Source organism: Hoeflea sp. (assembly GCF_039975035.1).
In the GTDB taxonomy this organism is placed as follows: domain Bacteria; phylum Pseudomonadota; class Alphaproteobacteria; order Rhizobiales; family Rhizobiaceae; genus Hoeflea.
Genome location: NZ_JBDWHW010000032.1, coordinates 1 through 26,082, shown reverse-complemented (window position 1 = coordinate 26,082; position 26,082 = coordinate 1). Strand labels below are relative to the sequence as shown.

Here is a 26,082-nt window from a genome sequence, read left to right as displayed (position 1 = left end):
GCCAATCCGGCGCATGTGATGGATTTCCGCCGGTACGCCTCCGACATGGTGGTGCGCTTCAACAAGGCGCAGTCCGATATCATCCGGGCCCATTCGCCCGGGCGTGACGTGATTCACAACTTCATGGGCCGGACGCTTGCTTTCGATCATTTCGATGTTGGCGCGGATCTGGATATTTCGAGCTGGGATTCCTATCCGCTCGGGTTTCTCGAGGACCGGTCGGACCGGGGCGACGCCTGGAAACGCCAGTTTGTCCGCGCCGGAGATCCCGATTTTCAAGCCTTCCATCATGACCTCTACCGCGCCACATCGAATGGCCGCTGGTGGGTAATGGAGCAGCAGCCCGGTCCGGTGAACTGGGCGCCGCACAATCCCGCGCCGCGCGATGGCATGGTGCGACTGTGGAGCTGGGAAGCGTTTGCCCACGGCGCTGAAACCGTTAGCTATTTCCGCTGGCGGCAGGCGCCGTTTGCGCAGGAACAGATGCACGCCGGCCTGCTCAGGCCGGATTCCACCGAAGCGGAAGGCTTTGGAGAGGCAGCACTGGTGGCCGCGGAGCTGCACACCCTGAGTGCTCAGCTCGACGCGCAGCCGGGCAAGGCCGATGTGGCGATCATGTTCGATTATCCTTCCGCCTGGGCCTGGGAAATCCAGCCGCAAGGCCGGGAGTTCGACTATTTCCGGCTGGTGTTCGATTTCTACCGGTCGATGCGAAAGCTGGGCCTGTCTGTCGATATCCTCCCCGCCAGCGCGCCGGAGCTGGGTGGTTACCGGCTTGTTGTGATCCCTGGTCTGTTTGCCTGGACAGCAAAGCTGCTTGACGCCATCCGGGCTTATGACGGCCATCTGCTGATCGGGCCACGCTCGGGCTCGAAGACCGCCGAGTTTGCGATACCCGACACGCTGCCCCCTGCGCTGCCAAGCGATATTCTCGACGTGCGCGTGACCAGGGTCGAGACGCTGCGGGCCGATACGCAGGTCCGGATTAAAAGCGGAGGAACCTTTCAGTTCTGGCGCGAATTCATCGAGGCCGGTTCGCGAACCGGGATTGTGCTGCAGGACGAGGACGGCATTCCCGCCATGGTGGCTCAAGGCAATGTCCACTATCTCGGCGGCTGGCCCGATAACGAGCTGCTTGCCAACATTCTTGCGCGAATGGCCAGCGGCGCTGGCCTCGCGACCAAGAAGCTCCCTGATGGCGTACGTTTGCGTCGGCACTGCGGGCATGTTTTCGCGTTCAATTACGGCAAGACCGCATTTGATCTTTCGACACTGGGCTGGAGCGGCGATCCGGTGCTGGGCGAGCTTCGGCTTGAGCCCTCCGGCGTTGCCATCATGCCGGTTTCGAGGGCCGGGGTATTGATGCCCGTGCCAACTCCAAGATGAACCGCAATACAGCCACTTATGCACTTTATCACAAACTGCGCTTTCTCGGGATGTCGGCGGATGACGGTTTCATAATTGCTCCATCCAGTCCTCGTGGCCGTGACGAATACGGACGATGAGGACGCCATCCATCTCCGTGATTACGTAAACAATCAAGTGGGATTTGAAAGGATGAATCCGGACGGGAGGTACTAATTCAATCCGCTCGCGCGCCATTCGCGGATTGGCCGCAATCAGTTCGAACATAGAGTACAGTTGCAGATGGTAGCTCAGAGCCTGGGTTTCCCCAAAGAGCCTGAGACCTGCTTCGGCGATACTGATGACATCGTCTTCAGCTTTTGCGGTAAGCAGGAACCCCATTTTCAGCTCCGGGTCGGAGTATCAAGCCGGGCGCGAGCTTCCTCAAATAGCCCTTCTTTCGATTTCCGGCCTGTTCCGCTTTCCAGCCCCTCATCCACAAAGCGCTGCATGGCGGCAAGCTTTTCGGAGCGCTCCTGATCCTTCCGGATCAGGTCCCTGACATAATCACTGGCGTTTGAATAACGGCCGGTCTCAGCACGGGATTCGACCCACTCCTTCATCGGGTCCGGCAGGGATACGTTCATGGTCGCCATTGGTTTCTCCTTTGACTAATCATGCCATTTAATGGCAATCATTGTCAATTTCTGCCAATCGCCAATTCAACCTGTTTCAAATATCCTTCATCAGCCTCAGCGCGTCATAGATTGCCGCATGGGTGTTGCGGGCAGCGACGGCGTCGCCGATGCGGAAGAGCTTGAAGCCGGTCGAGCCTTGCTCAGGCGCAGAAACCGGACCGCCATTCAGTGTTTGCGGCTTGCCCGAGATGAACGCCTCATAATCAACCTCACCAAGATTTGACGATTGCGGCTTGAGCTCAAAATAGAGGTCGTCCAGCGGCAGCGTCCCGTGATTGATGACGATCTGGTCGAAATGCCGTTCCCTGGCCAGCGGCATGTAATCGCTGCCGATGATGGCTTTCAGGCCATTGCCGTCGCGCTCCACTGAAGTCAGCCGGTAGGTCACGGTGAAGGTGACGTCCTTGTTCTGCAGCGAGCGCATATAGGGCACCAGGTTCATTGCCATCACATCAGGCGCGAAGCTGCGGTCGGGCGTCATGATCTCGACACTGGCGCCGGCCATCGCGGCCACTTCGGCCGCCTGCAGCCCGGCGTGATCGCCGGCGTCGTCATAGACCAGCACCGACTTGCTCGGCTTGACGTCGCCCGAGATCAGATCCCAGCTCGAAACCACCAGATCATTGCCCGCTTCCAGCACCTCCGTATGTGGCAGGCCGCCGGTGGCGACAATCACCACGTCGGGATTTTCGGCGACCACATCCCCGGCTTCGGCCCAGGTGCTGAAGCGGAATTCGACATCGCGTGCAGCACACTGGGCCATGCGCCATTCGATGATGCCGATCATCTCCTTGCGGCGCAGGTTGCGTGCAGTGAGCCGAATCTGGCCTCCGGGATCAGGTTGGGCTTCGAAGACGGTGACCCGGTGGCCGCGTTCCGCCGCAACGCGTGCGGCTTCGAGCCCTGCGGGTCCGGCGCCAATGATGACCACGTGCTTCCTGTCCGGTGCGGGCTCGATCGTGTGTGGCATGGTGAGTTCGCGGCCCGTTGCCGGATTGTGGATGCACAGCGCATCGCCCGCCTGATAGATCCGGTCGAGGCAATAGGTGGCGCCGACGCAAGGACGGATATCGTGTTCGCGGCCTTCGACGATCTTCCTGACCAGATGCGGGTCGGCCATGTGGGCGCGGGTCATGCCGACCATGTCGAGCTTGCCCTCGGCGATGGCGTGGCGCGCGGTCGCCACATCCGGAATTCGCGCCGCGTGAAAGGTTGGCATGCCGACTTCAGCCCGAATGCGTCCGGCGAAATCGAGATGCGGCGCGGAGCGCATGCCCTGCACCGGGATGACGTCTGTCATTGCGGGATCTGTGTGGATCTGCCCGCGGATGACGTTGAGAAAATCGACGTGACCGCTCGCCTTGAACATATGGCCGATGGCGATGCCCTCGTCTTCATTGATGCCGCCTTTGGCGGTTTCATCGGCGGTGTAACGCACCCCGACCAGAAGCTTGTCTCCGACCCGCGCCTTGATCGCGGCCACCACCTCGAGCGCAAAGCGGGCACGATTTTCGAGGCTGCCGCCATAGGGACCATCCAATTCATTGGTCAGCGGCGACATGAACTGGTCCATCAGATGGCCGTAGCATTCGAGCTCGACGCCATCGAGACCGGCTTCGGCCATGCGTTCGGCGGCGTCGGCGTAGTCAACGATCACGCGAGCGATATCCCAGTCTTCCATTTTCTTCGGGAATGCCCGATGCGCCGGTTCGCGCTGATGGCTGGTCGAGAGTGCCGGCAGCCAATCGCCCTTGTTCCAGTGGGTGCGGCGGCCAAGATGGGTGAGCTGGATCATCACCGCGCAGCCATGGTCATGGCATTCATCGGTTAGCCGCTTCATCCAGCCAACGACCTCGTCCTTGTAGGCAAGCACGTTATTGAACACCGGCGGGCTGTCTTTTGACACTGCTGCCGAGCCCGCAGTCATGGTCATGGCGATGCCTGCCTTGGCGCGCTCGACATGATAGGCCCGATAACGATCCTTGGGCATGCCGTCTTCCGGATAGGCCGGTTCATGACTGGTGGTCATAATACGGTTTTTCAGCGTCAGATGCTTGAGCTGATAGGGTTGCAGCAGTGGATCATTGACTTGCGTCATCTATGTCAGCTCCTCGGGATTGGACGCTCCGGGGTTGGTACGCCCGATCCCCGGAGCGTGTCAGTTCATTTGCAGGTCATGGCAGACACGCGCCATGCGTTGTCCGGCGAAGCAATATCGGACACCAACCAGCTATCGGCGTCTTTTTGAAGCGTCCATTCCACGCTTGTGGCCAGACCGAAATTGTCAAAATACGCGGTCACGGTGGCCGTATCGCCCTTGATGGTTTCATCAAGCTTGAGGGTTCTGGCTATCTCGGCATCATCGAAATCCTGGGCGTCGATCGCCAAACCGAAATCGATGCAGTTTGTTTCGTCCCGCACCCAGGCAGCATCCGCTGCATTGAGAAAGTCGAGTGCTGGTCCAGTGAACCGGTCCCGGTTCTCCGGCCCGGCTTCGCCACCGAGATTTTCATAGAAAAATCTGACCGCCTCGGCGGGTTCGCCAGCGATGGCCGGCGAGGCAGTGGCCGCGGCAAGGACAGACAGCATAAGCAGGGATTTCAGCATCGCTCGGCTCCAGTTGAGACTAGTCTCCTCAATACCATGCGTCGGCCATCCGCGCCTTGGTCCGTTCGATGAAATCCACAAGCGCCTCATCCGTGGCTCCGTCCATCGGCGGGGTCTTGTAATCTGCGAGCATCTGCTTCCAGCGCGCATTGGCCCGCGTGGCGGCATCCGTGCGCCCGGCCGTGTCCCATTTCTCGAAAGGCTCGTTGTCGGCAATCTGGGAGTCCCAGAACGCAGTCTGATAATTCTCCATGGTGTGGGCGCAGCCGAGAAAATGCTTGCCGACACCAACTTCCCGGAAGGCGTCAAAAGCAAGCGAGTTGTCATCCACCACGACACCGGCGAGATAGGAATGCAACGCACCGCAGAAATCGGCATCCATGATGAATTTCTCGTAGGACATCGACAACAGCCCGTCGAGGAAACCGGCTGAATGGAGAATGAAGTTGGCCCCGCAATGCACCGCCGAGAGCATCGACATGGTGCCTTCGTTCATTGCCTGCGCGTCAGGCAGTTTGGAATTGGAGAAATTGCCGGCGCATCTGAGCGGCAAACCCAGCCGGCGCGCCAGTTGTCCGATCACCATCGAGCCGATGGCGGGCTCCGGCGTGCCAAAGGTCGGAGATCCCGAGCGCAGAGACATCGACGAAAGGAAATTACCGAAAATCACCGGCGCGCCTTTGCGCTCGAGTTGGGTGAGCGCACAGCCGGCCATGGTCTCGGCCAGCGATTGCGCGATCGCGCCGGCATTGGTGACCGGGCCCATGGCGCCGCCCAGGATGAACGGCACGATAATCGCCGCCTGGTTGGCGCGGGCATAGGCGCGCAGTGCGTTGGTCATGGTCCCGTCCCAGACCAGGGGCGAGTTGACGTTGACATTACCGAGGATCACACAATTCCGATCTACAAAGTCGCGACCGAACACGATCCGCGCCATTTCGATGGAGTCCTCGGCGCGGTTTTCCGCCGTCACCGAACCCATGAAACACCGGTCGGAATATTTGAGGTGTGAATAGACCATGTCGAGATGGCGTTTGTTGACCGGTACATCGACGGGTTCGCAGATCGTGCCGCCCGAATGATGCAGCCACGGGCTCGATTGCGCCAGCTTGATGAAATTTCGGAAGTCTTCGATGGTGCCGTAACGGCGCCCCTTGTCGAGATCCATCACGAACGGCGATCCGTAAGCCGGCGCGAACACAACGCTTTTGCCACCGATCTCGACATTGTTTGCTGGATTGCGCGCGTGTTGGGTGAAGCTTGCCGGTGCTGATTTGAGGATCTCGAGCAGCATGCCCGGGTCGAACTTCACCAGAAGGCCATCAACATGGGCGCCGGCGGCCTTCCAGTGCGCAAGCGCGACGGGATCATCCCGGAACTCGATGCCGACTTCTGCCAGAATCCGGTCCGCGACCGCCTCGATCCTGAGCAGGTTCTCCTCGCCCAGAATGTCATAGGTCGGAATATTGCGGACAATGTAGGGCGCACAGAGATGCGGGGGTGCTGCCCCCTGCCCCGATCTTCGGCCATCGCGGCCACCGGACCGTTCCCGCTTGCGCACAAGTGCGGCCTGTGGATCGACAATTTCCGCAGCATCCATGACACATCCTCCAAACAGGCAGTCTAGGAGTTGGAAAAGAGTCTGTAACGCTGGAAAATTTCATGGCTTAGAATAAGGTGAGCTTATGGATAACCTTCGCCACCTGTTGCCGTCGGCAGGCAATCTTATCGTTTTCGAGGCCGCCGGACGGCAGTTGAGTTTCACCCGAGCCGCGCAGGAACTGGGGATGACGCAGGCTGCGGTCAGTTACGCCATCCGCTCGCTCGAACGCCAACTCGGCATACCGCTCTTTCATCGTGCCCACCGGGCCGTCTCGTTGACTGAAGCCGGTCGGAGGTTCCACGCCGATGTGACGCTCGGCTTGAGCCATATCCGCAAATCAGCCGAGGATATCCAGGCTCGCGGCCGCGCAAACACTGTAACGCTTGCGGCTTCCACAGCCTTCGCGTCGCTCTGGATGCTGCCGCGGCTGCATCGGTTTCGCGACGAGTTGCCCGATATCGATTTGCGAATCCAGACCGCCGACCGGGATCTCGACATTCGCAATGAGTCCATCGAACTCGGTGTACGCGGGGGCCGGAGGGAAGACTGGCCCGACTATGACAGCGCGCTGATTGCGCATGAGGTAATCGAAGCAGTGGCGAGCGGCGCCTATATCGAAAAGCACGGCATGCCGGAAAGTGTCGACCATCTCACACAGCACAGGCTTATTCATCTGGAGGAGCCGTTCCGCAGAGCGTGCGACTGGCAACAATGGTTCTTGAGCGCCGGCGTCAACAAAGTGCCGGCCAGCCGTGGACTGGCGATCAACGATTATGTGCTGGTCATTCAGGCGGTGATGGAAGGACAAGGCGTCGCGCTGAGCTGGCGGCATCTGACCGGACGGCTGATCAATACGGGATTGCTCTGCAAGGTCACCGGCCATCGGCTCGAAACCGGGGCGGCCTTCCATGTCCTGTGGCCGAAAACGCGACCGCTGACGCCGAAAGCCGAGAAGGTTCTGAACTGGCTGACCAAGGAAGGCCGCGAGTTCAGCGGTTGAAGGTGAAGACCTTGGCGGGGCGTGCGCCCGCCAACTCCTGGGCTTCAATCAGACTGAAGGACGCGGACGCGTCAACAGCCTTGCCGTAGAGCCACCCCTGTCCGGATTTGCATCCCAGTTGTCTGAGCTTTTCGGCCTGCTCTTCGGTTTCTATGCCTTCGGCAATCACCTTGAGGTTCAGCCCCTCGCACATGGTCAGGATAGCGCGCACAATGTGTTCGGCTGATTTGTCGATTGTGATTTCGCTGATAAAACTGCGGTCGATCTTGACCTTGTTGAAGGCAAACTCGCGCAACCGTCCCAAACTGGACTGCCCGGTACCGAAATCGTCCAGTGAAACCCTTATCCCGACACTGTGAAGTTCGTTGACCACTTTGGCCGCGATCTCGGGATCGCTCATCATCGCCGTCTCGGTGATTTCCAACTCAAGACGACGCGGATCGAGCCCGACTCGGTTGACAACGGCCAGGACATTGAATGCTGTTGCGGGGTCGATCAATTGCGCTGATGAGAGATTGAAAGACAAGAAAAGATCCGAGGGCCAGTGTTTGGCGGTTTCAGCAGCTTTCTTGAGCAAGGTCTCGGTCAGGGAATCGATGAAACCGCGTTCTTCGGCGAGCGGAATGAACAGGCTTGGCGAAATGAAACCCATCTCCCGGTCGGTCCATCGCGCAAGTGCTTCAAAACCCTGGATGGAGCCATCGGCGATGTTGACGATCGGCTGGAAGTGGCAAGCAACCTCATCGGCGATGATGGCGCGGCGGAGGGCTTGCTCGATCTGGGTTCCGCGCCGCATTTCCTCGGCAATTTCCTCGGAATAGACGGTGATCTGGCCACGGCCACGGCGCTTGGAGCGGTACAGTGCCGTATCGGCGCTTTTCAGCAGTTCCGCGAACTGCTCGCCGGCAAAGGGATAAACGGCAAAACCGAAAGACGCCGACAGGCGCACATTGCGGTCACCGAGATCATAGGGGGCAGACAGAACGTCCTTGAACATGCGACCGATTTTTTCGGCGCCCTTTTTCTCGAAAACCAATGGCAGAATGAAAGCGAATTCATCACTCTCGATGCGGGCAACAAACCCGCCATCAGGCAGACAGGCGCGCAGCCTGTGCGCCACCTGGCACAGGATCTCGTCGCCGGCCGCGTGGCCGAAGAGATCGTTGATCGGCTTGAAACCATCGATATTGGCAATTCCGATGGTGAAGGGCGCTGGATCATCCGCGCGCTCGGAAGCGAGCTTTCTGATCTTGTCCATCAGCCTGCGACGGTTGCCCAGCCCTGTTAAAGGATCGGTATAAGCCACCGCTTTGGGATTGGGGGACAACTCGTCCATGTTTTCGTCTTCCGGGGTCATGAAAATCAAGTTGTTCCGCAGATATGAGAATAGCGTCAAACATGCGACATATATCTTAAGATTGTCCTATAATGGGACCCGTGAGAAACCATTGATTGATTTCAACTAAAGCAGGCGTCATCCGGTCGCCAGCAACCTTCCAGGACGGTCAATCCATTTCCTGATTATGGATTCAAGCTTCTCCGGGCTGACCGGCTTTGACAGATAATCATCCATTCCGGCTGCGTAACACCGCTCTCTGTCACCACTCATGGCATGGGCCGTGACCGCAATAATGGGAACATGCCCGCAGTCCGCTGAGCCCGCCAGTTCGGCATCGCGAATGGCCTGCGAGGCCTGCAATCCGTTCATCACAGGCATGGAGACATCCATCAGGACAAGATCGGGCACAGCGGCCCGCCAGGCTGCAACAGCTTCCTGGCCATTGGATACAATGCGGAAGTCCACACCGATCCCCTCGAGGATCTGTTCAAAGACAATCTGGTTGACGTCATTGTCCTCAGCCACAAGCACCCGGATGCGATCCCGCGGTAGACAGGCGGAGTCCGCCAGATCGGGCTCGTTGGCAATTTCCGGCAATGCATTTGGTGATGGTGACTGTTTGTCCGGCATGCTGATCCCGGCTGCGGGGCCGGCCGCCATGCTGGATGACGCAGATGCAGCAACCGGCACTGTACGAGCCGGCGGCGGCTCCTTTGCCAGCCTGTCTGCGACAGCCTGCTTGAGCACATGGTGATGAGCAGGCAGCGCCATGCTTGAGAGTTCCCTGGCCAATTCGGCGGTCACTTCAATGGTGCTGACCTTGAGGTTGAAGGATTTGACCGCGTCGAGAAACATCACAGCTTCGTCCGCTCCGGCAATGGCGAGGGCATCCGATCCGGCCTTTTTCAAGTCTGCGACACGGATCGCCGAGCGTTCACGATCCTGATCAAGGATCAGAATGCGTTCGGGCGGAGCGGTGGGCGAAGCAGAGCCATCCTGTGTTGCATCCGAAAGACCGTTTGCGATCAGATCGGCGTCATATCTGGATATGATATCCGGATCGAATTTTCCGTTCTGGACAAATGCGGTGACATCATCAAACGAGACTGTCACATAGTACTGTCCCGGCCTCCCGGACCGGCGAGCCCGGGTTATGACATGCATGACGGAACCGTCAGCCCGATAAATATCCTCTGCTGCGTCAAAGGGTTCCCCGGTTTCAAGCACCCGTCCCTCAACTTCCTCGAAACGCGCAGCAAGATCGGGGGCAACGAGCTCCTTGGCGGTGCGCCCGATCACCTGCTTGGGTTTCAACCCCGGAATCTGGCAGAAGGCGTCGTTGACGATAACGTAACGAAGTTGGGAATCCTTGACCATTACCGGGTTGACCAGATTATCGAGGACATGTTGCGAGAGTTCAGCCTGATGCGTGATCCTCGACAGTTCCGCGTCGCGGCGTTTTTGCTCGGAAACGTCCTGCCCTGTGGTAATCAGGATGCCGTCCGGCATTCTGCGTTTGCAGAGCCTCATCCATCGTCCATCGGCGAGTTTCTCGACGCTCTCATAACGTTCGCGCCAATGAATGGCGATCCGTTCAGCGATCCAGTCTTCGCGCGATACGACCCGCACTTTCCCGTTCAGCGAGCCCAGCACCTTGCCGCCTGCATCATAGGTCGCGTTAAAGAGATCCCGCAGCCGGGCGCCCGGAACCAGCAGTTCCGGAGAAATGTCGAAGAACTTCAGGAACTGCGTGCTGCCGGCAATCAAGGTGTCGTTTCGGTCATAGACCAAGATGGCGATATCGAGCGTCGAAGCCAGATCCTCGATGGTTTTTGCATCCCATCCGCGCTTTTGTATCTCGGTCTCGCTCAATACCATTTCACATCAACCCGGTTCCGGCACGTGCAGCCGGGAAACTGACCTGGCGCCCGCGCACCATTCCTGCGAATTCGTTCCCAATCCCGTCCGACCTCCGATCACGATGCTTCCGGATAAGCCGTCAGAAAGCGATGATGGGACTATCGCACGGGAGTGTTAAGCCTCGATTAACCACGACAAATCAATCATCAGCCGGAAACTCCATGTGGACTGATCGGGATTCGCGATACCCGACGCACGATTGCCGACACACATTTATCCACTTCAAAGCACAGCAAATCATTGCGCTCGGAGCCGAATCCCCCAACATGGGGCCATGCGCATCCATCAACTGCCCGAAACCCTGATCAACCAGATCGCCGCCGGTGAAGTCATCGAGCGTCCCGCAAGCGTTGTGAAAGAACTGGTCGAAAATGCCATCGACGCAGGGGCGCGCCGGATCGAAATCGCCACTGCAGCCGGCGGCAAGGCGCTTGTCCGCGTGATTGACGACGGGTCCGGCATGGACGCCGATGATCTGGCGCTCGCGGTACGCCGCCATTGCACATCCAAGCTCGATCAGCGGCTTGATGACATCCGGACGCTGGGTTTTCGTGGCGAAGCCTTGCCCTCGATTGGCTCGGTGGCTCGGTTGACGCTCAGGTCGCGTCCCGTGAATACCCCGCACGCCAACGAAGTATCACTGGCCGGCGGCGTTCCGACGCCGCTCAAACCCGCGGCCGCCAATCAGGGCACCACGGTTGAGGTACGGGACCTGTTCTTCGCCACCCCAGCGCGGTTGAAGTTCCTCAAATCCGACCGCGCCGAAACAGCGGCGATCACCGAGGTGGTGCGGCGCATCGCCATCGCGTTTCCTTCGGTGCGTTTCACGCTCTCGGGGCCCGATCGCTCCACACTCGACCTGCCGGCGACAGGCGAAGACAGGCTGGCGCGCATCGCCCAGGTGCTGGGCAAGGAATTTGCCGTCAACACGATCTCGCTTCATGCAACGCGGGAAGATGTCGGTCTTGCCGGCCATGTCGGACTGCCGACATGGAACAAGGCCAACTCGCTGTCGCAATACGCTTTTGTCAACGGCCGTCCGGTGCAGGACAAGCAGATCCTGTCGGCCATTCGCGCCGCCTATTCCGACACCCTGCCGCGCGGGCGATACCCGGTGGCGGTGCTGTGGATCACGCTTGATCCGGCTTTGGTGGACGTCAATGTGCATCCTGCAAAAGCCGATGTCCGGTTCCGGGATCCTGGATTGATCAGGGGCCTCATCATCGGTGCGATCCGCGAGGCGCTGACTGCCGGCGGTGATCGCGCTTCACCATCGGCCAGCGTTGGCCTGGCTCGGGCCTTCATATCTCCCGAGGCGTCCGGCGAGACCCGGAGAACCGATTTTGCCCATCAGGGTCGATTCGGGGGCGTACCGGGGGCCGATTACGGCGGCTGGCAGGCTGATCGCTCACCCTCCCGGCCGCTGGAAGCTTCAGCACCAGGGTTTTGCGAACCGGGCCAGCCGGAGATGACCGGCGCGGTGGCGCCCTCGGCGCGAATGGGCAAGACCAGCAGCGACCCGTCGCTTGAAGCGCATCCGCTCGGCGCGGCGCGGACGCAAATTCACGAGAACTACATTGTTGCACAGACCCAAGACGGACTGGTGCTCGTGGACCAGCACGCAGCCCATGAACGGCTGGTGTTCGAGCGCTTGAAAACGGCGCTCCGCGCCGGTCGGGTGCCCTCGCAAATCCTGTTGCTGCCTGAGATCATTGATCTGCCGGAAGATGATTGCGACCGGCTGGCCGAACGGGCTGCAGAGCTGGCGGAGTTCGGTCTGGTGCTCGAGCGGTTTGGACCGGGCGCGATCGCGGTACGGGAAACGCCTTCGATGCTGGGCGAAACGGATGTGTCCGGACTGGTGCGGGACCTCGCCGATGAAATCGCCGAATGGAACAGCACCGGCGGTCTGCGCGACCGGCTTGAAGCGGTGGCCTCGACCATGGCATGCCACGGATCCGTGAGATCCGGACGACGAATGATTCCGGAAGAAATGAACGCATTGCTGCGCGAAATGGAGCGCACACCGGGTTCCGGACAATGCAATCACGGACGTCCTACCTATATCGAATTGAAACTCGCCGACATCGAGAAGCTGTTCTCGCGGCGGTAACACAGACGGCCAATGCCCAATCCCGACGAAATCTTGCATTTGGTGCGGCGACACGGCATAGAACAATAACTGATGCAAACGGGAGCAGTTCAGCATGAACCGTTTTGAAGGCCCCGGCGCGCGACCGGCGAAAATCCGCTATCTGGATGGAGATTTTCAGATCCTCACGCCGGGCAGCCATGTTGTTTGCGCCGTGACCGGCGAACTCATCCCGATCGAAGAGCTCAAATACTGGAGCGTTGCGCGGCAGGAACCTTATGTCGACGTCAACGCGTCAGTGACCGCGGATCAGCGGGCCGGTATCTTGCCGGACCAGCCGTAATCCCCCAGGGTTCAGACTTTGCTTTGACGTCTCTTGAACGCTGCGGCGGCGGCATCGATGATTGCGTCCGCAACATGCGGACTGTCGAAAGCCAGTTCTATCTCCAGAACCGCCGTTTTTTTCACCAGGTCCAGCGCCCGGCCATGGCCCGACTGCAGACGGACATAATCCTTTGACGTGGTGATCAAATCGAGCCCGTAGAGTTCGGATTGTGCCATCAGATCCTCTATCTCGTCACTGGTGAAATGGTGGTGATCGGCAAAGCCCCGGCGTTGCGCCAAGCGGACATGGGCATCTTCAAGCGTTACGAAAAACTTGTCCGGGTCGCCAATGGCGGCAAATGCCAGGCAGTTGCGATCCCGAAACCGGGCGGCATTGAGCGGCTGCAAACGGGCAATATGGATCGGTTTGGCCGCCCGCGCAGCCATCCGGATCATCGGATCGGCGCCGTTGCCCTCACCCACGACAATCAAGCCATCGGCATGCCTGACCTGATCGATCACCGGCGCTCGTACCGGGCCAGCGGGCAAGACACAGCCATTGCCGATGCCGCGACGCGCATCCACAACCAGCAAGCCCTGGTCAAAAACCAGCTGCGCACTCTGGAACCCGTCATCCATGATGATCAGATCAACACCCTCGCGCACCAGAAGTTCGGCGCCCTCGACCCGGTTGGCCGACACCACCGTCAACGCCTTGGCAGCCAGAAGCATCGGTTCATCGCCAACAAGACGCGCAGTGTCCCTGGCCGGATCGACGACCTTGGCGTGACGAATGCCGCCGCCATACCCGCGCGACAGAAACCCGGGCTTGAGACCGCGAGCGATAGCTGTTTGGGCAAGCGCGAGTGCGGTGGGGGTCTTGCCGGATCCGCCGACGGTGAAGTTGCCAACACAGATTACCGGGACTGGAACCGATTTTCGCACACGGTGATCCATGACCCGCCGCGCAATGCGGCCATAGATCCAGGCGACGGGAAAGAGCAGCGAAGACTGGATACCGCGTGGCTGCCACCAGAAGGGCGGGGCTTCGCTTACCATTGACCGCCCGTCCGGTTCTCCATGTTCTCGTTTTCGCGCGGCAACAGGCGCGCTTTCACGGTTAATGGGTTGATGTAGGGTTCAAGCGCGCGAATGGTGGATTGAAGCGCGCCGCGCATATCGCCCAGAGTCTTCTCGCCACCCGCCGCCATAACCTGACGCGCCTGCGGATTTGACAGAAGGTAATGCACCCCCTTGGCCAGCATCTCACCGTCACGAACAAACCGCGCGCCACCGTTCTTGAGTAGCTTCGCATAGCTTTCACGGAAATTCTCAACCTGGCTGCCCGACAAGACCGCGCAACCGAGCATGGCCGGCTCCAACGGATTTTGCCCCCCGCCGCCCTTCAACGATTTTCCGACGAACGCGATTTCAGTCAGATTAAGATACAGTCCCATCTCGCCGATCGTATCGCCGAGATAAACATCAATCGACAGATCAATCCTGTCACCGCGCGACCGGCGCGCAACGGCAAGTCCCCTGCCCGTCAGCATCGTCTCGATGGCGTCGGCGCGGTCGGGATGCCGGGGAACCAGAATTGTCAGTTGCTTGTGACGCGGCTTGAGCGCGCGATGGACCGCGGCGGCAATCTCATCCTCGCCCTCGAATGTCGAAATCGCCGCCCAGGTCGACCGGTTGCCAATCTGGAGCTGGAGCTTTGCGAGTTCCTCTTCATCCCACGGTGGGGCGGATGTATCCACCTTCAGATTTCCCGAAACCGAGACCGGCCGTGCTCCGAGCGCCAAAAACCGCTCCGCGTCGAGATCAGATTGGGCAATGACGTGCGAAAGGTTTTCGAACAGGGCGTCGGCGAGGCTTGGGCGTTTGTTCCAGCGTGCGAAGGAGCGGTCCGACAAGCGGCCATTGACCAGGACCTGCGGCGTTCGTCTGGCGCCCAGTTCAAGAATGGTCATCGGCCAGATTTCGGATTCGGCGATGATCGCCAGGTCAGGCTTCCAGTGATCGAGAAACCGCGAAACCGCCGGTTTGAGGTCAAGCGGCACATATTGGTGGATCACGTTGTCACCCAGCCGCTCGCGCGCAACGCCGGCAGAGGTGACTGTGCCGGTGGTCAGCACCACCCAGATGCCGCGGCGCCGGACTTCCCTGATCAGCGGGACAACCGCCGTGGTTTCTCCGACGCTGGCGGCGTGAAACCAGACGAGTGGGCCAACGGGCCGATCGATCTTGGACCGGCCGTAACGCTCATTCCTGCGGTAGCGTTCTTCCTTGCCCTTGGCGGCGCGGATGGCGAGATAGGGTCCGAGCAAGGGATAGAGGCCCGCGCCGAACCAGCGGTAACCGACAAGCGCCAAACGTGCCCAACCGCGGCTCATTTGTGTGTCTCGACTGCGCGCAGCGCTTCTTCGGTGACGCGGTTGAGTTCGGCGGTCACCTTTGCTCGCGCCGCCGCCATCTCTTCCTTGTTCGCCTTGGGCGGGACATAGATGGGGGGAGCGAGCCTGGCGCTGCGAACGCCGAACGGCAAATTGATGGTGGTCTTGTCCCAGGTTTTCTCAAGCACGATGCGACGGCTGGTCGCCAGCGCCACCGGAATGATCGGTCGGCCCGTGATCCGCGCCAAGGTCACGATCCCCTCGCCCGCCTGACGTACTTCACCCTTGGAAATGTCGGCGATCATGACAATACTTTTGCCACGCTTGAGAGCATCACGCATGCCGATGAGCGCCCTGACGCCGCCCTTTCCCGACACCATTTTGGGTTCGCGACCACCGGATCCGCGAATCACTTCATAGCCTGCCCGCTCGATCACCCGGGCATTGATCTCTGCATCGACGCTGCGCGAAACCAAGGTGACGAACTTCCGGTTACGCGGTCCGCCATAGGGAACCAGCAAATGTTGGCCATGCCACAGCGCAAATATCGCCGGCCACTCATGGTCGAGCATCGCTCCCCAATCGCTGGACGTTCCGTTGTCGCGGTTGGTTCGCCAGATCGCACCCAGCATCCAGTGGATCAAAAGCGATCCACCGCGCTGGACCCATTCGGACTGCAACAGCTTCTTGCCCAGACGGCGCCGGTTCATCTTCTCGCTAAGCTGCTTGAGCCTCGGCGCGGTTTCGGCGTCCGGATTGGTCATTTTGTCTTTCACCCGGTCCCTAGGACACGGATTTGCTGTCGTCGCGCGGATCAAGCATCCGGTGCATATGAACGATGAAATAGCGCATATGCGCATTGTCGACGGTCATTTGCGCCTTGGACTTCCAGGCCGCGTGGGCCGAAGCATAATTGGGGTAGATCCCCACGATGTCGAGCGCATCAAGGTCCCTGAAGTCCATAGACTCCAGGCTCTTGAGTTCGCCGCCAAACACGAGGTGTAGAAGTTGTTTCTTATCGCCATCGGCCATGGTGTCGCTCCACGAATAAACGGTGCTGCCAATCAAAGCGGGGTTTGCGGCAATTCCATAGAAAGGTCAATGCCCGTCTGACGGCTGCAACAGCGCCAGCAACCAGGATGCCTGTTCAAGCGACGCCGCCAGCAGCAGCCCGCGCGAGGGATCAGGGGCATTGTAAACCATCCGCACGCCTGCCTGATCGACCAGAACATGGCCGGTTTCCCGGAGCATCATGTCGGCCGCGACCAGGTCCCATTCGCTGGACCGGGGCCGGACGAAGACCCCGTCGAGACTGCCTTGGGCCACAGCCGCGATCCTGAGCGCCAGCGACGGGCCTCCGGGTAATTTTTCCAGGCTGGCCTCGGCGCCCGGGCGCATCGCGTTCGCCACACTGTCGGGAACTGCAACCCGCAATGGCGCATCCGCGTTTTCGCCATGACCCTGGATGAGGCGAACTTCGTTGCGGAATGCGCCGCCACCGGCACTGGCATGCCAGAGTTCGCCGCGCGCCGGCGCCGCCAGCACCCCGGCCACCGGTTTTCCGTTTTCCACCAGGCCGATGCTCACACACCAGTCAGGCCGACCCGAGACATAGGCGCGAGTACCATCAATCGGATCGACAATAAAGACGCGGCCATGGGCGAGGCGATCCGGGGTATCCACGGCTTCCTCGGACAACCAGCCATAATCCGGCCGCGCCGCAAGCAGCAGCTCGCGAAGCAGGCGATCAATGGCGATATCGGCTTCCGAGACCGGAGAGCGTCCCCCGTTTTTGTACCAGACTTCAGGATCCTTGCGGAAATGCGACATGGCGATGTCGGCGGCCCGGCGCGACGCGTCGAGCATCAATGCAAGGTCTTCGGCATGGGTTTCAGTCGCCTGCAAGCGTCATGCCTTCCACGGCGATGGTCGGAGCCGCAATCGCATATTTGGCATCGATGTCATCTGCAAAAACCATGCGATTGAACATGTCCTTCAGATTGGAAGCGATGGTGACTTCGGAAACCGGGAAAGTGATTTCACCGTTCTCGATCCAGAAACCGGATGCGCCGCGGCTGTACTCGCCGGTCACCTGGTTCACCCCATGTCCGATCAGTTCGGTGACGTAGAATCCGTTGCCGACCGAAGCAATCAACTCCTTGGGCGTCAGCCTGCCGGGATTGACAATGACATTGGTGGAAGACGGCGAGACGCCGCCGCCACGGCTGGCCCGGCCATTGCTCTCCAGCCCAAGTTCGCGCGCCACGGCGGTGGTCAGATACCATTGCTGCAAGACCCCGTCCTCGATCATGGTCAGCGGCCCGACCGAAACGCCCTCGCCATCGAAGGGCCGTGAACCCGAACCACGGCGGACGAAGGGATCGTCAACCAGTGTCAGCCCATCAATGGCGACTTTCTTGCCCATCATGTCCTTGAGGAAGCTGGTCTTGCGGGCAACGGCGGCACCATTGATGGCAGACACGAGGTGCCCGATCAGGCCGCGCGAGGCGCGTGGGTCGAACACCACCGTGACATTCGAACCGGTCTTGACCTTGCGTGGATTGATCCGGGCAACGGCGCGCGCTCCAGCGCTCCGGCCGATTGCCTCGGCGTCATCGAGGTCGGCGAAAAACACGCGACTGTCAAAATCGTAGTCGCGTTCCATCTTGACGCCCTCTCCGGCGATCACGCTGACCGAGCGCGAAAATCCGGAACGCTCAAAGGCGCCCGAGAATCCGTGAGACGTGGCCAGAACCATACCGAAAAGGCCCGCGCCGGCGCCACCGCCGACAGAACTTGCAACACCGGGCACCGCCAGGGCAGCAGCCTCGGCGGTGACTGCCGCTTCGATCAGGTTTTCCGCCGACGGCTCGGTGGGATCAAACAGGTCGAGATCAGGCCAGGACTTGGCCAGCATCCCGGCGTCGGCAAGACAAGCATGCGGATCTTCGGGGGAGACACGCGCCATGGCAACCGCGCGCTCGGCAAGGGCTGCTTCATCAGCGCCCTGGCCTGCCTGGACCACCGCCACTTTCTGGCCGACGAAAACCCTCAGGCTGAAATCGTCCGATTCGGATGATTCGGTATTTTCCACCTGGCCGTTGCGGACGGATGCGGACCGGGACCGGCGGCGGACCACCAGTGCATCGGCCTGATCCGCGCCAGCGGCGCGGGCACGACCGATAAGTCGCTCTGCTGTCGCCAGCAAGCCTTCGGATTGTCTGGATTCGCTCATGTTTTTTAGCCTTTCGCTTGGCTCTCATGTATTGTCCCGGCGGTCAAGCATCAAGCCCATCATTGTCCGCACGGGCCCGGAAACCAATTAGGAGTGTCTTGAATGGCTGCAGCCGAAGCCAGCTTTTACACAGAAGGCCTCATCCTGCTGGCGGGAGCAGTCGTTGCCGCCCCCTTGTTCAAGAAAATAGGGCTTGGAACAGTTCTCGGCTATCTCGCCGCCGGCATTGTCATCGGTCCGTTGCTTCGGGTGATCACCGATGGCGAGGAAATCCTGCATTTTGCCGAACTCGGTGTGGTGTTGCTGCTGTTCATCATAGGGCTGGAGCTCAAGCCCTCGCGGCTTTGGCAAATGCGCCGGGACATTTTCGGCCTCGGACTGATACAGGTCGTGGTCTCGGCGCTTGTCATTTTCGCGGCAGCCGTGGCGCTTGGCGGTCAGCAATGGGCCGCGGCAACCGTGATCGGCTTTGGACTGGCCCTATCCTCGACAGCCTTCGGCATCCAGCTGCTCGAAGAACGCGGCGAACTCAACACGCGTTACGGGCAGCAGTCGTTTTCGATCCTGTTGCTTCAGGATCTGGCAATCGTGCCGATCCTGGCGCTGGTGCCACTCGTCGCCCCGACAACGGCAGAAAGAGGTGGGTCCATTGTCAATGACATTGCCATCACAATCGCCGCAATCGCAGCACTTCTCGTGGCCGGGCGCTATCTGCTCAATCCCTTGTTCCAGTTGATTGCCGGGACCGGCGCCAAGGAGGCGATGATCGCCGCAGCGCTGTTTGTGGTGCTGGCTTCGGGCACGCTGATGCAGGTCGCCGGACTGTCGATGGCCATGGGCGCTTTCATCGCCGGCGTCATGCTGGCCGAATCGTCCTACCGGCATGAGCTGGAGGCCGATATCGAGCCGTTCCGCGGCATTTTGCTGGGACTGTTCTTCATGGCGGTGGGGCTGTCGCTGGATCTCGCGGTGATCGCTGACAATATTCTGGTCATCGCCCTCGCCGTCCCGCTGCTTATGTTCATCAAGGCAGGTGTGATTTACACCGCTTGCCGGCTGTTCGGCTCCGACCATAACAACAGCATCAAGATTGCAGGATTGCTGCCGCAGGGCGGCGAATTCGGTTTTGTCATTTTCAGCGCTGCGGCGGCTGCAGGCGTCTTCACCCCGGCGACAGCCTCGCTGCTGGTGGCAATCGTCACCATCTCGATGGCGCTGACGCCGCTGGCAGCGGTGGTCGCCAACCGGCTGATGCGAAAGACGGATGATGAACAGATGGACGAGGATTTTGCCGGAGCGGGCTCCGATGTGCTGATGATCGGCTTTTCACGTTTCGGCCAAATCGCGTCGCAGATATTGCTCGCCGGCGGATCGGACGTGACCATCATAGATCACTCCGCCGACCGCATCCGGTCAGCGTCGAAATTCGGCTTCAGGATCTATTACGGCGATGGCACCCGCAAGGACGTGCTGGTCGCCGCAGGCATCAAGCGCGCCAAGATTGTCGCGGTCTGCACCCAGAAGCTGGAAATCACCGACAAGATCGTCGACCTGATTCAGGCGGAGTTTCCCACTGCGCGCATCTTCGCCCGCGCCTATGACCGGACCCACACCCTGTCGCTGCGTGCCCGTGGCGTCGACTATGAAACCCGCGAAACGTTCGAATCCGGTATGCTGTTTGGCCGCAGGACACTTGAAGCGCTGGGCACAACCGAGGATCAGGCACTGGAGATCAGCCACGACATTCGCCGCCGTGACGAGGAGCGGCTTGCTATGCAGGCCGTGGAAGGCCTTCTGGCAGGCAGGGAAAAACTGCTCACCCGCCCGGTCACACCTGAACCCCTGATCAAGCCGAAGCGGGAATCCGAGCGGCTGGACAAACCGCTCAAACCAGATATCTCCTTGTCAGATCCCGGTTGACCCCCAGTTTGGAAGAAAGACATCCCATGACACCGTTTCACCTCGCTTTCCCCATTCGCGACATCGAAGAGACACGCCAATTTTACGGTGACGTGCTTGGCTGTCCCTTGGGGCGTTTCACCGACAGCTGGATCGACTTCGACCTGTTTGGACACCAGATGTCGGGTCACGTCCGCCCGGGCGTATGTGCGGACACGTCGCCGGGAGTTGTTGATGGTCACTCCGTGCCGATCCCGCATTTCGGTGCCGTGCTGCGGATGGAGGACTGGAAGGCGCTTGCCGCCCGGCTCGAGGCTGCCGAGGGCATTGACTGGATCATGAAACCGTCGCTGCGCTTTGAAGGACAACCCGGCGAACAGGCAACGATGTTCATTCGCGATCCGTCCGGCAATGCACTGGAATTCAAGGGGTTTGTTGACCTGGGACAGGTCTTCGCCTCGTGAGCCACAGCGAGCCCCAGGCTGACGGTGCCGCGGCTCACCCACCAACGCGCGGCCAGCCCGGGATTTTCGTAACCGGATCGACCATGAGGCATGTGGTGGCCATGACCGCAACAGGCTCGATCGGCTTGGTGGCGGTGTTCATCGTCGATGCGCTGAACCTGTTTTATATCTCGCTGCTTGGACAGCAGGAACTTGCGGCGGCCATCGGCTACGCCGGAACCCTACTGTTTTTCAGCACCTCGGTCGCCATCGGACTGTCGATCGCGGCAACGGCGTTGACCGCACGCGCACTGGGGCGTGGCGATCGCGGGGAGGCACGTGAAATCGCCGGCGCATCGATCACCTACATGGTGATCTTGATGATCACCACGGTGGCCCTGATTTATCCGTTCCTGGCGGAGCTGGTGAGTCTGATGGGCGCCAGGGGCCGAACAGCGCAACTGGCCACGGAATTCATGCAAATCGTGCTGCCGTCGTTGCCGGTGCTGGGCACCGGCATGTGCCTGGCAGCGCTGCTGCGCTCAGTCGGGGACGCCAAGCGGGCAATGTATGTGACCCTCGGCGCTGGCGCACTGACCGCCGTGCTTGATCCGATATTCATTTTCGGCTTCGATCTCGGCATTCACGGCGCCGCGATTGCCACCGTGATCTCGCGGTTCGCCCTGATCGGCATCGGTCTTTACGGGCTTATCCGGGTGCACAACCTCGTCGCCCTGCCGTCCAAAGCTGTGATCTCGCGGGAATTCCGGCCATTTCTGGCAATCGGCCTGCCCGCCTTGATGACGCAGATCGCCACCCCCGTGGGCAACACGTTCGTGACCACGACCATGGCACAGCATGGCGACGCCGCGGTTGCCGGATGGGCAGTGGTCGGGCGGCTGATCCCGGTCGCATTCGGGGCCCTGTTTGCACTTTCGGGCGCGATCGGTCCAATTCTCGGTCAAAATTACGGCGCCAGGCGCTATGACAGGCTGATCTCGACGATGCGCGACAGTCTGCTGTTCATTGTGATCTACACACTTGTCGCATGGGCATTGCTGGCGCTGTTCCGAAACCAGATCGCCAATCTTTTCGGCGCCACAGGCGCGGCACGCGAGGTGATCGTGTTCTTCTGCCTGTTCGTCGCGGGAAGCTTCATTTTCAACGGCATGCTGTTTGTCGCCAATGCCGCATTCAACAATCTGGGCTACGCACTGCATTCGACCATGTTCAACTGGGGCCGCTCCACCCTGGGCGTCATCCCCTTCGTCTGGCTCGGCGCGCTCTGGTACGGAGCGCCAGGCGCGCTGGCGGGTTACGGCCTTGGCGCCGTGGTGTTCGGTCTTGCCGCGGTCATTGTCAGCTTTCGGGTGATTTCCAGGATCGGCGAGAGGCATGGCGATGCGCCGGTCGCCGTTCACGTCCCTCCGGCGGGGCAATCAGCCTTCACCAGCGGCAAGGCTTCCACTCTTTAAGACATGCCGTGAAAGGCGAAGGCAGCGTCGAGGTCACGCTTGAGCAGTTCTGCCACGCCGCTGGAATCGGCGAGGATCTCCTTGGCCTTGAGAAAATCCAGTACCCGGTACTGATGCACTTCCGGCCTGAGAAGAATGTGCGGCGGATAGGCGTGGCGCTTCATTTCGATGATCGACTGCATCATCAGCTGACTGGCGCCGAACATCATGTCGACCGTGGACGGCGCCTGATCCGGCGTTCCGGCGGGCAGACCGACAACGTCGACGCCGATGACGATGTCGGCCAGCCCGCTCAACTTGTCAAATGGCACGGGATTGAAAATGCCGCCGTCAATCATGATCCGGTCGCCTATCCTGACCGGGCGGAACACGGCGGGGATGGCGGCGGAGGCGGCGATGGCGGTCCGCAAGTCCCCCTTCTCGCACACCACCTCGCAATGACCATAATAATCGGTGACCATGATCTTTGTCGGGATCTCCAGGTCCTCGAAATTGCGGGCGACGGTGTCTGGCAGAAACGCCTCGAGGATACGCTCGATATTGAACTGGCCAAGCCGAAGCCCGTTCTCCATGGCATCCTTGACGCCGCGCGGGCGGGCTGCTTTCCAGATCCTGCCGATTGCGTTTGACCGGTTTCCGATTGTCGCAAGCGTGTGGTCGCGGATATCCTTACCGGAGAGCCCCGAGGCCATTGCCGCGCCCATGATCGCGCCGATCGACGAGCCGGATATCACGGTGGGGCGAATGCCCATCGCGTTCAGTGTCTCGATGATGTGGATATGGGCAATACCGCGCGCGCCACCACCGCCGAAGGCTACCGCAACGCTTGGTGCGGATGACCTGACCGGGAGATCGGGAGCGGTGGTTTCGACTTTACCCATTGTCCAGACTGCTTTCCGTGGCGCATGAATGACTCGTCCCCTCACGCGACGAGCCGGTCGTATCATAGCGAAAAATGCGCATGACCGTGTCACCAAATGCGCGGGTTTCGAGCAGGTTGAACCCCGGACCCGGATCAGGCTGTGCTGCAGCCTCTTCTTCCAGGACAATCAAAGCGTCCGGCGCAAGCCAGCCGCCCGTGGCCGCCGAGGCCAGCGCCTTCTCGCCCAGTCCCTTGCCGTAGGGCGGATCGGCGAAAACCAGATCGAATTGCCCCATCGACCCCGATGGACCCAGCTTGGTGGCATCGCGCCGAAACAGCCGCGATCTTCCCTGCAATCCGAAGGTCTCGATATTTTTCTGGATGATGCCCCGGCCTTCAACGCCGCTCTCGACAAACAGGGCGGACCGGCAGCCACGCGACAGCGCCTCAAGCCCCAGCGCCCCGGTGCCGGCGAACAGATCCAGTGCGCGTGTCGCATCAAGCGCCTCGGAATAGCCGTGGCTGAGGATGTTGAACAGGCTTTCGCGGCTCCGGTCGGTGGTGGGCCGGATAGCTAGGGTCTTTGGCGCGGCAAGACTCCTGCCGCGAAATTCACCGCCGACGATCCGCACCTGGTCCGCGTCCCTTGCCTGAAGCTGGCTTGCCGTTCCTGTCGCTTGATGATGGCTTGCCGGGTCCCTTGGATGGCCCGTCAAACGCCTTGGCGCCACCGGGCTTGCCGGATGGTTTCATGCCCGGCTTGCCGCCTGGCTTCCTGGTGTCCCGGGTCGGGCGAGCCTCATCAGTCTCTCTTGGCGGGCGCGGTTTGGCGCGTGCCTTGGGGAAGCTGCCGCGACGGGTGTCGGCCCGTTCATCGGCGCGGGCAGGCTTGCGCGCAGGACGTTCACCGCCGCGCTCGGCTTCATCCTTCTTGGCTTCATTGACCGGACGGGCGCCCGGCGCCATCCAGACATTGGTGGCACGGCTGCGCTGCACGAAACTCCGCTTGGCAGGCTTGCCACCCGGCTCTTCGCTGCGACCAGTTCCAGGCTTCTCGCGCCGGGATGCGCCAAATGGCTTGCGCTCGCCGCGCTCGCGGTCCGGAGCCCGGTCGCGATCCTTGCCGAACGGTTTGTCATCGCGCGAAGGCCGGCCAGGCTTGGTGTCCATCCGCGCCCGTGCGCGTTCGGTCTTTTCAGAACTGGAGATCCACTCACGCTGGGCGGGTCTGGCCGCAGGTTTGGGCTTGGCTTCAGGTTTTGGTTTGGCGACATGCTCGCTCAGCGGCGCATCGAAATTGGCGCCAGATTCCTCGATCATGCGTTCGCCGAGCTGTTCGCGCAGCGTCCGGCTCTTGATCTCGACAACTTCGCCCTCGCGAATATCGCCCAGCTGGAATGGTCCGAAGGAAATGCGGATCAGGCGATTGACGTCGAGGCCGAGCGCTCCGAGAACATTCTTGATCTCGCGGTTCTTGCCTTCACGCAAGCCCATGGTGATCCAGACATTATGACCCTGCTTGCGGTCAAGCGTTGCCTCGATCGCACCATAGAGCACGCCCTCTACCGCGATGCCGTCCTTCAACTCGTCAAGTCGGGCCTGATCGATGTCGCCATACGCCCGGACGCGGTAGCGCCTGAGCCAGCCGGTCTGGGGCAATTCCAGTGTCCGCGCCAGGCCGCCATCATTGGTGAGCAGCAAGAGGCCTTCTGTGTTGATGTCGAGACGGCCGATCGTCAGCACTCGTGGCAGGTGCTTGGGCAATTTGTCGAAGACCGTTTCACGGCCTTCGGGATCCTTGTTGGTGGTCACGAGGCCTGCAGGCTTGTTGTAAACCCAGAGCCTGGTGCGTTCGATACCGCCAATCACCTCGTTATCGACTTCGATCCGGTCGGACATGGAAACCACGATGGCCGGACTTTCGAGGATCTTGCCGTTGACCTTGATCCGCCCCTCCGCAACCATACGCTCGACATCACGACGCGATGCGACACCGACGCGCGCCAGTATCTTGGCGATCCGTCCGCTCTCAACGGCAGTCTCGACCGTTTCCGGCATGTCCTTTCCGGATTGCGGTTTGGCGCGTTTGGGCTTGTCTTGTTCTGTCATTTGTTGTCTGCCTGGCTTCACAGCGTAAACCGCGTTGTTCTTGACGCGCTATGGCCGCTGAATACATTCGGTTTGCGCAGAGGCCTTGTTTCGGTCCTGTTGAGGCCCGATGGGGTGTGCGGTTAAATGGCTGTCTATCAGGTTGGACGGGCCGGGTTAAGAGGTTTCATTCGGTGGTCTGCATGAGTCCGGACGTTTCATGATCAGCAAGGGGTACATGGATCTTGCGCTTGAGGAAGCCCGGGCGGCGGCGGCACGCGGCGAAGTTCCGGTGGGAGCCGTCATCGTCCGGCAGGACGTTGTGCTGGCTCGCGCCGGAAACCGGACCCGTGAACTCAACGATGTGACCGCCCATGCGGAAATTCTCGCCATCAGACAAGCCGCCGGGATCATGGGGAGCGAACGGCTGATCGACGCCGATCTGTACGTGACGCTGGAACCCTGCACGATGTGCGCGGCGGCGATCTCGTTTGCCAGACTGCGTCGGCTCTATTTCGGCGCGGAAGACGAAAAGGGTGGCGCGGTGACAAGCGGCGTGCGGTTTTTCAACCAGTCGACCTGCCACCATGCTCCCGACACCTACCCCGGCATGGCATCCGATGACGCCATGCGGCTGCTCAAGGACTTTTTCCGAGAACGCCGCTAAACGCAGCTTCAAGCTATTACCAGGGCCACCACTTGCGTTTCCCGGTGCCTGCCTTCTTGGCCTCCGCGAGACGGCGGGGCTCCTTGGCCT

Annotated in this window: 24 protein-coding genes; 8 read left to right on the top strand and 16 right to left on the bottom strand. The window is 60.5% G+C overall.

All coding sequences use genetic code 11. The features are described 5' to 3' along the window. Positions 1-1,386, top strand: a 1,386-nt coding sequence (locus ABJN75_RS02520; RefSeq protein ID WP_348436547.1) for a beta-galactosidase, incomplete at its 5' end; no start/stop codon positions are given. 69 nt (positions 1,387-1,455) lie between these two features. On the opposite strand, the gene ABJN75_RS02515 is transcribed toward ABJN75_RS02520, so the two are convergent. The 5 genes from ABJN75_RS02515 to ABJN75_RS02495 all read right to left on the bottom strand — a co-directional run bounded on the left by ABJN75_RS02515 (position 1,456) and on the right by ABJN75_RS02495 (position 6,249). Beyond that, the gene (locus ABJN75_RS02515) at positions 1,456-1,746 is read right to left on the bottom strand and encodes a type II toxin-antitoxin system RelE/ParE family toxin (RefSeq protein ID WP_348436545.1); all 291 of its coding nucleotides are present in this window, start codon (positions 1,744-1,746) and stop codon (positions 1,456-1,458) included. 2 nt (positions 1,747-1,748) lie between these two features. Then, positions 1,749-2,000, bottom strand: coding sequence for a type II toxin-antitoxin system ParD family antitoxin (locus ABJN75_RS02510; protein WP_348436543.1), 252 nt, complete (start codon positions 1,998-2,000; stop codon positions 1,749-1,751). Between the two features lie 76 nt (positions 2,001-2,076). After that, positions 2,077-4,140 (bottom strand): NADH:flavin oxidoreductase, encoded by a 2,064-nt coding sequence (locus tag ABJN75_RS02505; RefSeq protein ID WP_348436541.1) that lies wholly within the window; start codon positions 4,138-4,140, stop codon positions 2,077-2,079. 65 nt (positions 4,141-4,205) lie between these two features. After that, entirely contained in the window at positions 4,206-4,649 is a 444-nt protein-coding gene (locus tag ABJN75_RS02500) for a hypothetical protein (RefSeq protein ID WP_348436539.1), read from the bottom strand. A gap of 28 nt (positions 4,650-4,677) precedes the next feature. After that, entirely contained in the window at positions 4,678-6,249 is a 1,572-nt protein-coding gene (locus tag ABJN75_RS02495) for a trimethylamine methyltransferase family protein (protein WP_348436537.1), read from the bottom strand. 85 nt (positions 6,250-6,334) lie between these two features. Here ABJN75_RS02495 and ABJN75_RS02490 point away from each other — a divergent pair, with 85 nt between their 5' ends. Next, positions 6,335-7,252: a LysR substrate-binding domain-containing protein gene (locus tag ABJN75_RS02490; protein WP_348436535.1), complete on the top strand. Its 918-nt coding sequence runs from the start codon at positions 6,335-6,337 to the stop codon at positions 7,250-7,252. Here ABJN75_RS02490 and ABJN75_RS02485 read toward each other — a convergent pair. Both ABJN75_RS02485 and ABJN75_RS02480 read right to left on the bottom strand, forming a co-directional pair. Beyond that, positions 7,242-8,609: an EAL domain-containing protein gene (locus ABJN75_RS02485; protein WP_348436533.1), complete on the bottom strand. Its 1,368-nt coding sequence runs from the start codon at positions 8,607-8,609 to the stop codon at positions 7,242-7,244. The genes ABJN75_RS02490 and ABJN75_RS02485 overlap by 11 nt on opposite strands. Positions 8,610-8,726: 117 nt before the next feature. Then, positions 8,727-10,463, bottom strand: coding sequence for a response regulator (locus tag ABJN75_RS02480; RefSeq protein ID WP_348436531.1), 1,737 nt, complete (start codon positions 10,461-10,463; stop codon positions 8,727-8,729). A 322-nt stretch (positions 10,464-10,785) separates the two neighbouring features. Between ABJN75_RS02480 and mutL the strand changes: the two genes are divergently transcribed. Beyond that, a complete protein-coding gene (gene mutL, locus ABJN75_RS02475) occupies positions 10,786-12,624 on the top strand; it encodes a DNA mismatch repair endonuclease MutL (protein ID WP_348436529.1) in 1,839 nt (612 codons plus the stop codon). A gap of 94 nt (positions 12,625-12,718) precedes the next feature. Then, positions 12,719-12,946: a DUF2093 domain-containing protein gene (locus ABJN75_RS02470; protein WP_348436527.1), complete on the top strand. Its 228-nt coding sequence runs from the start codon at positions 12,719-12,721 to the stop codon at positions 12,944-12,946. 11 nt (positions 12,947-12,957) lie between these two features. On the opposite strand, the gene lpxK is transcribed toward ABJN75_RS02470, so the two are convergent. The 6 genes from lpxK to ABJN75_RS02440 form a co-directional block, all read right to left on the bottom strand. Beyond that, positions 12,958-13,986, bottom strand: coding sequence for a tetraacyldisaccharide 4'-kinase (lpxK, locus tag ABJN75_RS02465; protein WP_348436525.1), 1,029 nt, complete (start codon positions 13,984-13,986; stop codon positions 12,958-12,960). Next, positions 13,980-15,323, bottom strand: a complete 1,344-nt coding sequence (gene waaA / locus ABJN75_RS02460) for a lipid IV(A) 3-deoxy-D-manno-octulosonic acid transferase (RefSeq protein ID WP_348436523.1) — start codon at positions 15,321-15,323, stop codon at positions 13,980-13,982. The genes lpxK and waaA overlap by 7 nt, the downstream gene beginning before the upstream one ends. Then, entirely contained in the window at positions 15,320-16,087 is a 768-nt protein-coding gene (locus tag ABJN75_RS02455; RefSeq protein WP_348436521.1) for a lysophospholipid acyltransferase family protein, read from the bottom strand. The genes waaA and ABJN75_RS02455 overlap by 4 nt, the downstream gene beginning before the upstream one ends. A gap of 19 nt (positions 16,088-16,106) precedes the next feature. Then, positions 16,107-16,355, bottom strand: a complete 249-nt coding sequence (locus ABJN75_RS02450) for a DUF4170 domain-containing protein (protein ID WP_348436519.1) — start codon at positions 16,353-16,355, stop codon at positions 16,107-16,109. A gap of 66 nt (positions 16,356-16,421) precedes the next feature. After that, complete coding sequence (locus ABJN75_RS02445) at positions 16,422-17,228, bottom strand: 3'(2'),5'-bisphosphate nucleotidase CysQ (RefSeq protein WP_348436517.1); 807 nt, start codon at positions 17,226-17,228, stop codon at positions 16,422-16,424. Further along, positions 17,215-18,558: a TldD/PmbA family protein gene (locus ABJN75_RS02440; RefSeq protein WP_348436515.1), complete on the bottom strand. Its 1,344-nt coding sequence runs from the start codon at positions 18,556-18,558 to the stop codon at positions 17,215-17,217. The genes ABJN75_RS02445 and ABJN75_RS02440 overlap by 14 nt, the downstream gene beginning before the upstream one ends. 102 nt (positions 18,559-18,660) lie before the next feature. Here ABJN75_RS02440 and ABJN75_RS02435 point away from each other — a divergent pair, with 102 nt between their 5' ends. From ABJN75_RS02435 to ABJN75_RS02425, 3 genes are all read left to right on the top strand, one after another. Beyond that, complete coding sequence (locus ABJN75_RS02435) at positions 18,661-20,478, top strand: monovalent cation:proton antiporter-2 (CPA2) family protein (protein ID WP_348436513.1); 1,818 nt, start codon at positions 18,661-18,663, stop codon at positions 20,476-20,478. A gap of 26 nt (positions 20,479-20,504) precedes the next feature. Further along, positions 20,505-20,921 (top strand): VOC family protein, encoded by a 417-nt coding sequence (locus ABJN75_RS02430; RefSeq protein ID WP_348436511.1) that lies wholly within the window; start codon positions 20,505-20,507, stop codon positions 20,919-20,921. 83 nt (positions 20,922-21,004) lie between these two features. Continuing rightward, positions 21,005-22,375 carry an MATE family efflux transporter gene (locus ABJN75_RS02425; protein ID WP_348436509.1) on the top strand — a complete coding sequence of 457 codons (1,371 nt, stop codon included), beginning with the start codon at positions 21,005-21,007 and terminating at the stop codon, positions 22,373-22,375. On the opposite strand, the gene ABJN75_RS02420 is transcribed toward ABJN75_RS02425, so the two are convergent. Genes ABJN75_RS02420 through ABJN75_RS02410 form a run of 3 tightly spaced genes read right to left on the bottom strand, consistent with a single transcriptional unit; the run spans position 22,372 to position 25,346 of the window. Further along, positions 22,372-23,256 (bottom strand): patatin-like phospholipase family protein, encoded by an 885-nt coding sequence (locus ABJN75_RS02420; protein WP_348436507.1) that lies wholly within the window; start codon positions 23,254-23,256, stop codon positions 22,372-22,374. The genes ABJN75_RS02425 and ABJN75_RS02420 overlap by 4 nt on opposite strands. Beyond that, the gene (gene rsmD / locus ABJN75_RS02415; RefSeq protein WP_348436505.1) at positions 23,249-23,869 is read right to left on the bottom strand and encodes a 16S rRNA (guanine(966)-N(2))-methyltransferase RsmD; all 621 of its coding nucleotides are present in this window, start codon (positions 23,867-23,869) and stop codon (positions 23,249-23,251) included. The genes ABJN75_RS02420 and rsmD overlap by 8 nt, the downstream gene beginning before the upstream one ends. Beyond that, positions 23,850-25,346, bottom strand: coding sequence for a pseudouridine synthase (locus ABJN75_RS02410; RefSeq protein WP_348436503.1), 1,497 nt, complete (start codon positions 25,344-25,346; stop codon positions 23,850-23,852). Before ABJN75_RS02410 ends, rsmD begins: the two co-directional genes overlap by 20 nt. Positions 25,347-25,545: 199 nt before the next feature. On the opposite strand from ABJN75_RS02410, the gene ABJN75_RS02405 reads away from it, so the two are divergent. Then, complete coding sequence (locus ABJN75_RS02405) at positions 25,546-25,992, top strand: nucleoside deaminase (RefSeq protein ID WP_348436501.1); 447 nt, start codon at positions 25,546-25,548, stop codon at positions 25,990-25,992. Positions 25,993-26,082: the final 90 nt, after the last annotated feature.

Excerpts from the sequence above, each read along its gene's own strand:
- ABJN75_RS02440 (WP_348436515.1), bottom strand. The coding sequence starts at position 18,558 with ATGAGCGAATCCAGACAATCCGAAGGCTTGCTGGCGACAGCAGAGCGA.
- ABJN75_RS02420 (WP_348436507.1), bottom strand. The coding sequence starts at position 23,256 with ATGGGTAAAGTCGAAACCACCGCTCCCGATCTCCCGGTCAGGTCATCC.
- ABJN75_RS02410 (WP_348436503.1), bottom strand. The coding sequence starts at position 25,346 with ATGACAGAACAAGACAAGCCCAAACGCGCCAAACCGCAATCCGGAAAG.
- waaA (WP_348436523.1), bottom strand. The coding sequence starts at position 15,323 with ATGAGCCGCGGTTGGGCACGTTTGGCGCTTGTCGGTTACCGCTGGTTC.
- ABJN75_RS02515 (WP_348436545.1), bottom strand. The coding sequence starts at position 1,746 with ATGGGGTTCCTGCTTACCGCAAAAGCTGAAGACGATGTCATCAGTATC.
- ABJN75_RS02450 (WP_348436519.1), bottom strand. The coding sequence starts at position 16,355 with ATGGCCGATGGCGATAAGAAACAACTTCTACACCTCGTGTTTGGCGGC.
- ABJN75_RS02500 (WP_348436539.1), bottom strand. The coding sequence starts at position 4,649 with ATGCTGAAATCCCTGCTTATGCTGTCTGTCCTTGCCGCGGCCACTGCC.
- ABJN75_RS02505 (WP_348436541.1), bottom strand. The coding sequence starts at position 4,140 with ATGACGCAAGTCAATGATCCACTGCTGCAACCCTATCAGCTCAAGCAT.
- ABJN75_RS02455 (WP_348436521.1), bottom strand. The coding sequence starts at position 16,087 with ATGACCAATCCGGACGCCGAAACCGCGCCGAGGCTCAAGCAGCTTAGC.
- ABJN75_RS02485 (WP_348436533.1), bottom strand. The coding sequence starts at position 8,609 with ATGACCCCGGAAGACGAAAACATGGACGAGTTGTCCCCCAATCCCAAA.
- lpxK (WP_348436525.1), bottom strand. The coding sequence starts at position 13,986 with ATGGTAAGCGAAGCCCCGCCCTTCTGGTGGCAGCCACGCGGTATCCAG.
- ABJN75_RS02425 (WP_348436509.1), top strand. The coding sequence starts at position 21,005 with ATGAGGCATGTGGTGGCCATGACCGCAACAGGCTCGATCGGCTTGGTG.
- ABJN75_RS02430 (WP_348436511.1), top strand. The coding sequence starts at position 20,505 with ATGACACCGTTTCACCTCGCTTTCCCCATTCGCGACATCGAAGAGACA.
- ABJN75_RS02405 (WP_348436501.1), top strand. The coding sequence starts at position 25,546 with ATGATCAGCAAGGGGTACATGGATCTTGCGCTTGAGGAAGCCCGGGCG.
- ABJN75_RS02495 (WP_348436537.1), bottom strand. The coding sequence starts at position 6,249 with ATGGATGCTGCGGAAATTGTCGATCCACAGGCCGCACTTGTGCGCAAG.
- ABJN75_RS02435 (WP_348436513.1), top strand. The coding sequence starts at position 18,661 with ATGGCTGCAGCCGAAGCCAGCTTTTACACAGAAGGCCTCATCCTGCTG.
- mutL (WP_348436529.1), top strand. The coding sequence starts at position 10,786 with ATGCGCATCCATCAACTGCCCGAAACCCTGATCAACCAGATCGCCGCC.
- ABJN75_RS02470 (WP_348436527.1), top strand. The coding sequence starts at position 12,719 with ATGAACCGTTTTGAAGGCCCCGGCGCGCGACCGGCGAAAATCCGCTAT.
- ABJN75_RS02510 (WP_348436543.1), bottom strand. The coding sequence starts at position 2,000 with ATGGCGACCATGAACGTATCCCTGCCGGACCCGATGAAGGAGTGGGTC.
- ABJN75_RS02490 (WP_348436535.1), top strand. The coding sequence starts at position 6,335 with ATGGATAACCTTCGCCACCTGTTGCCGTCGGCAGGCAATCTTATCGTT.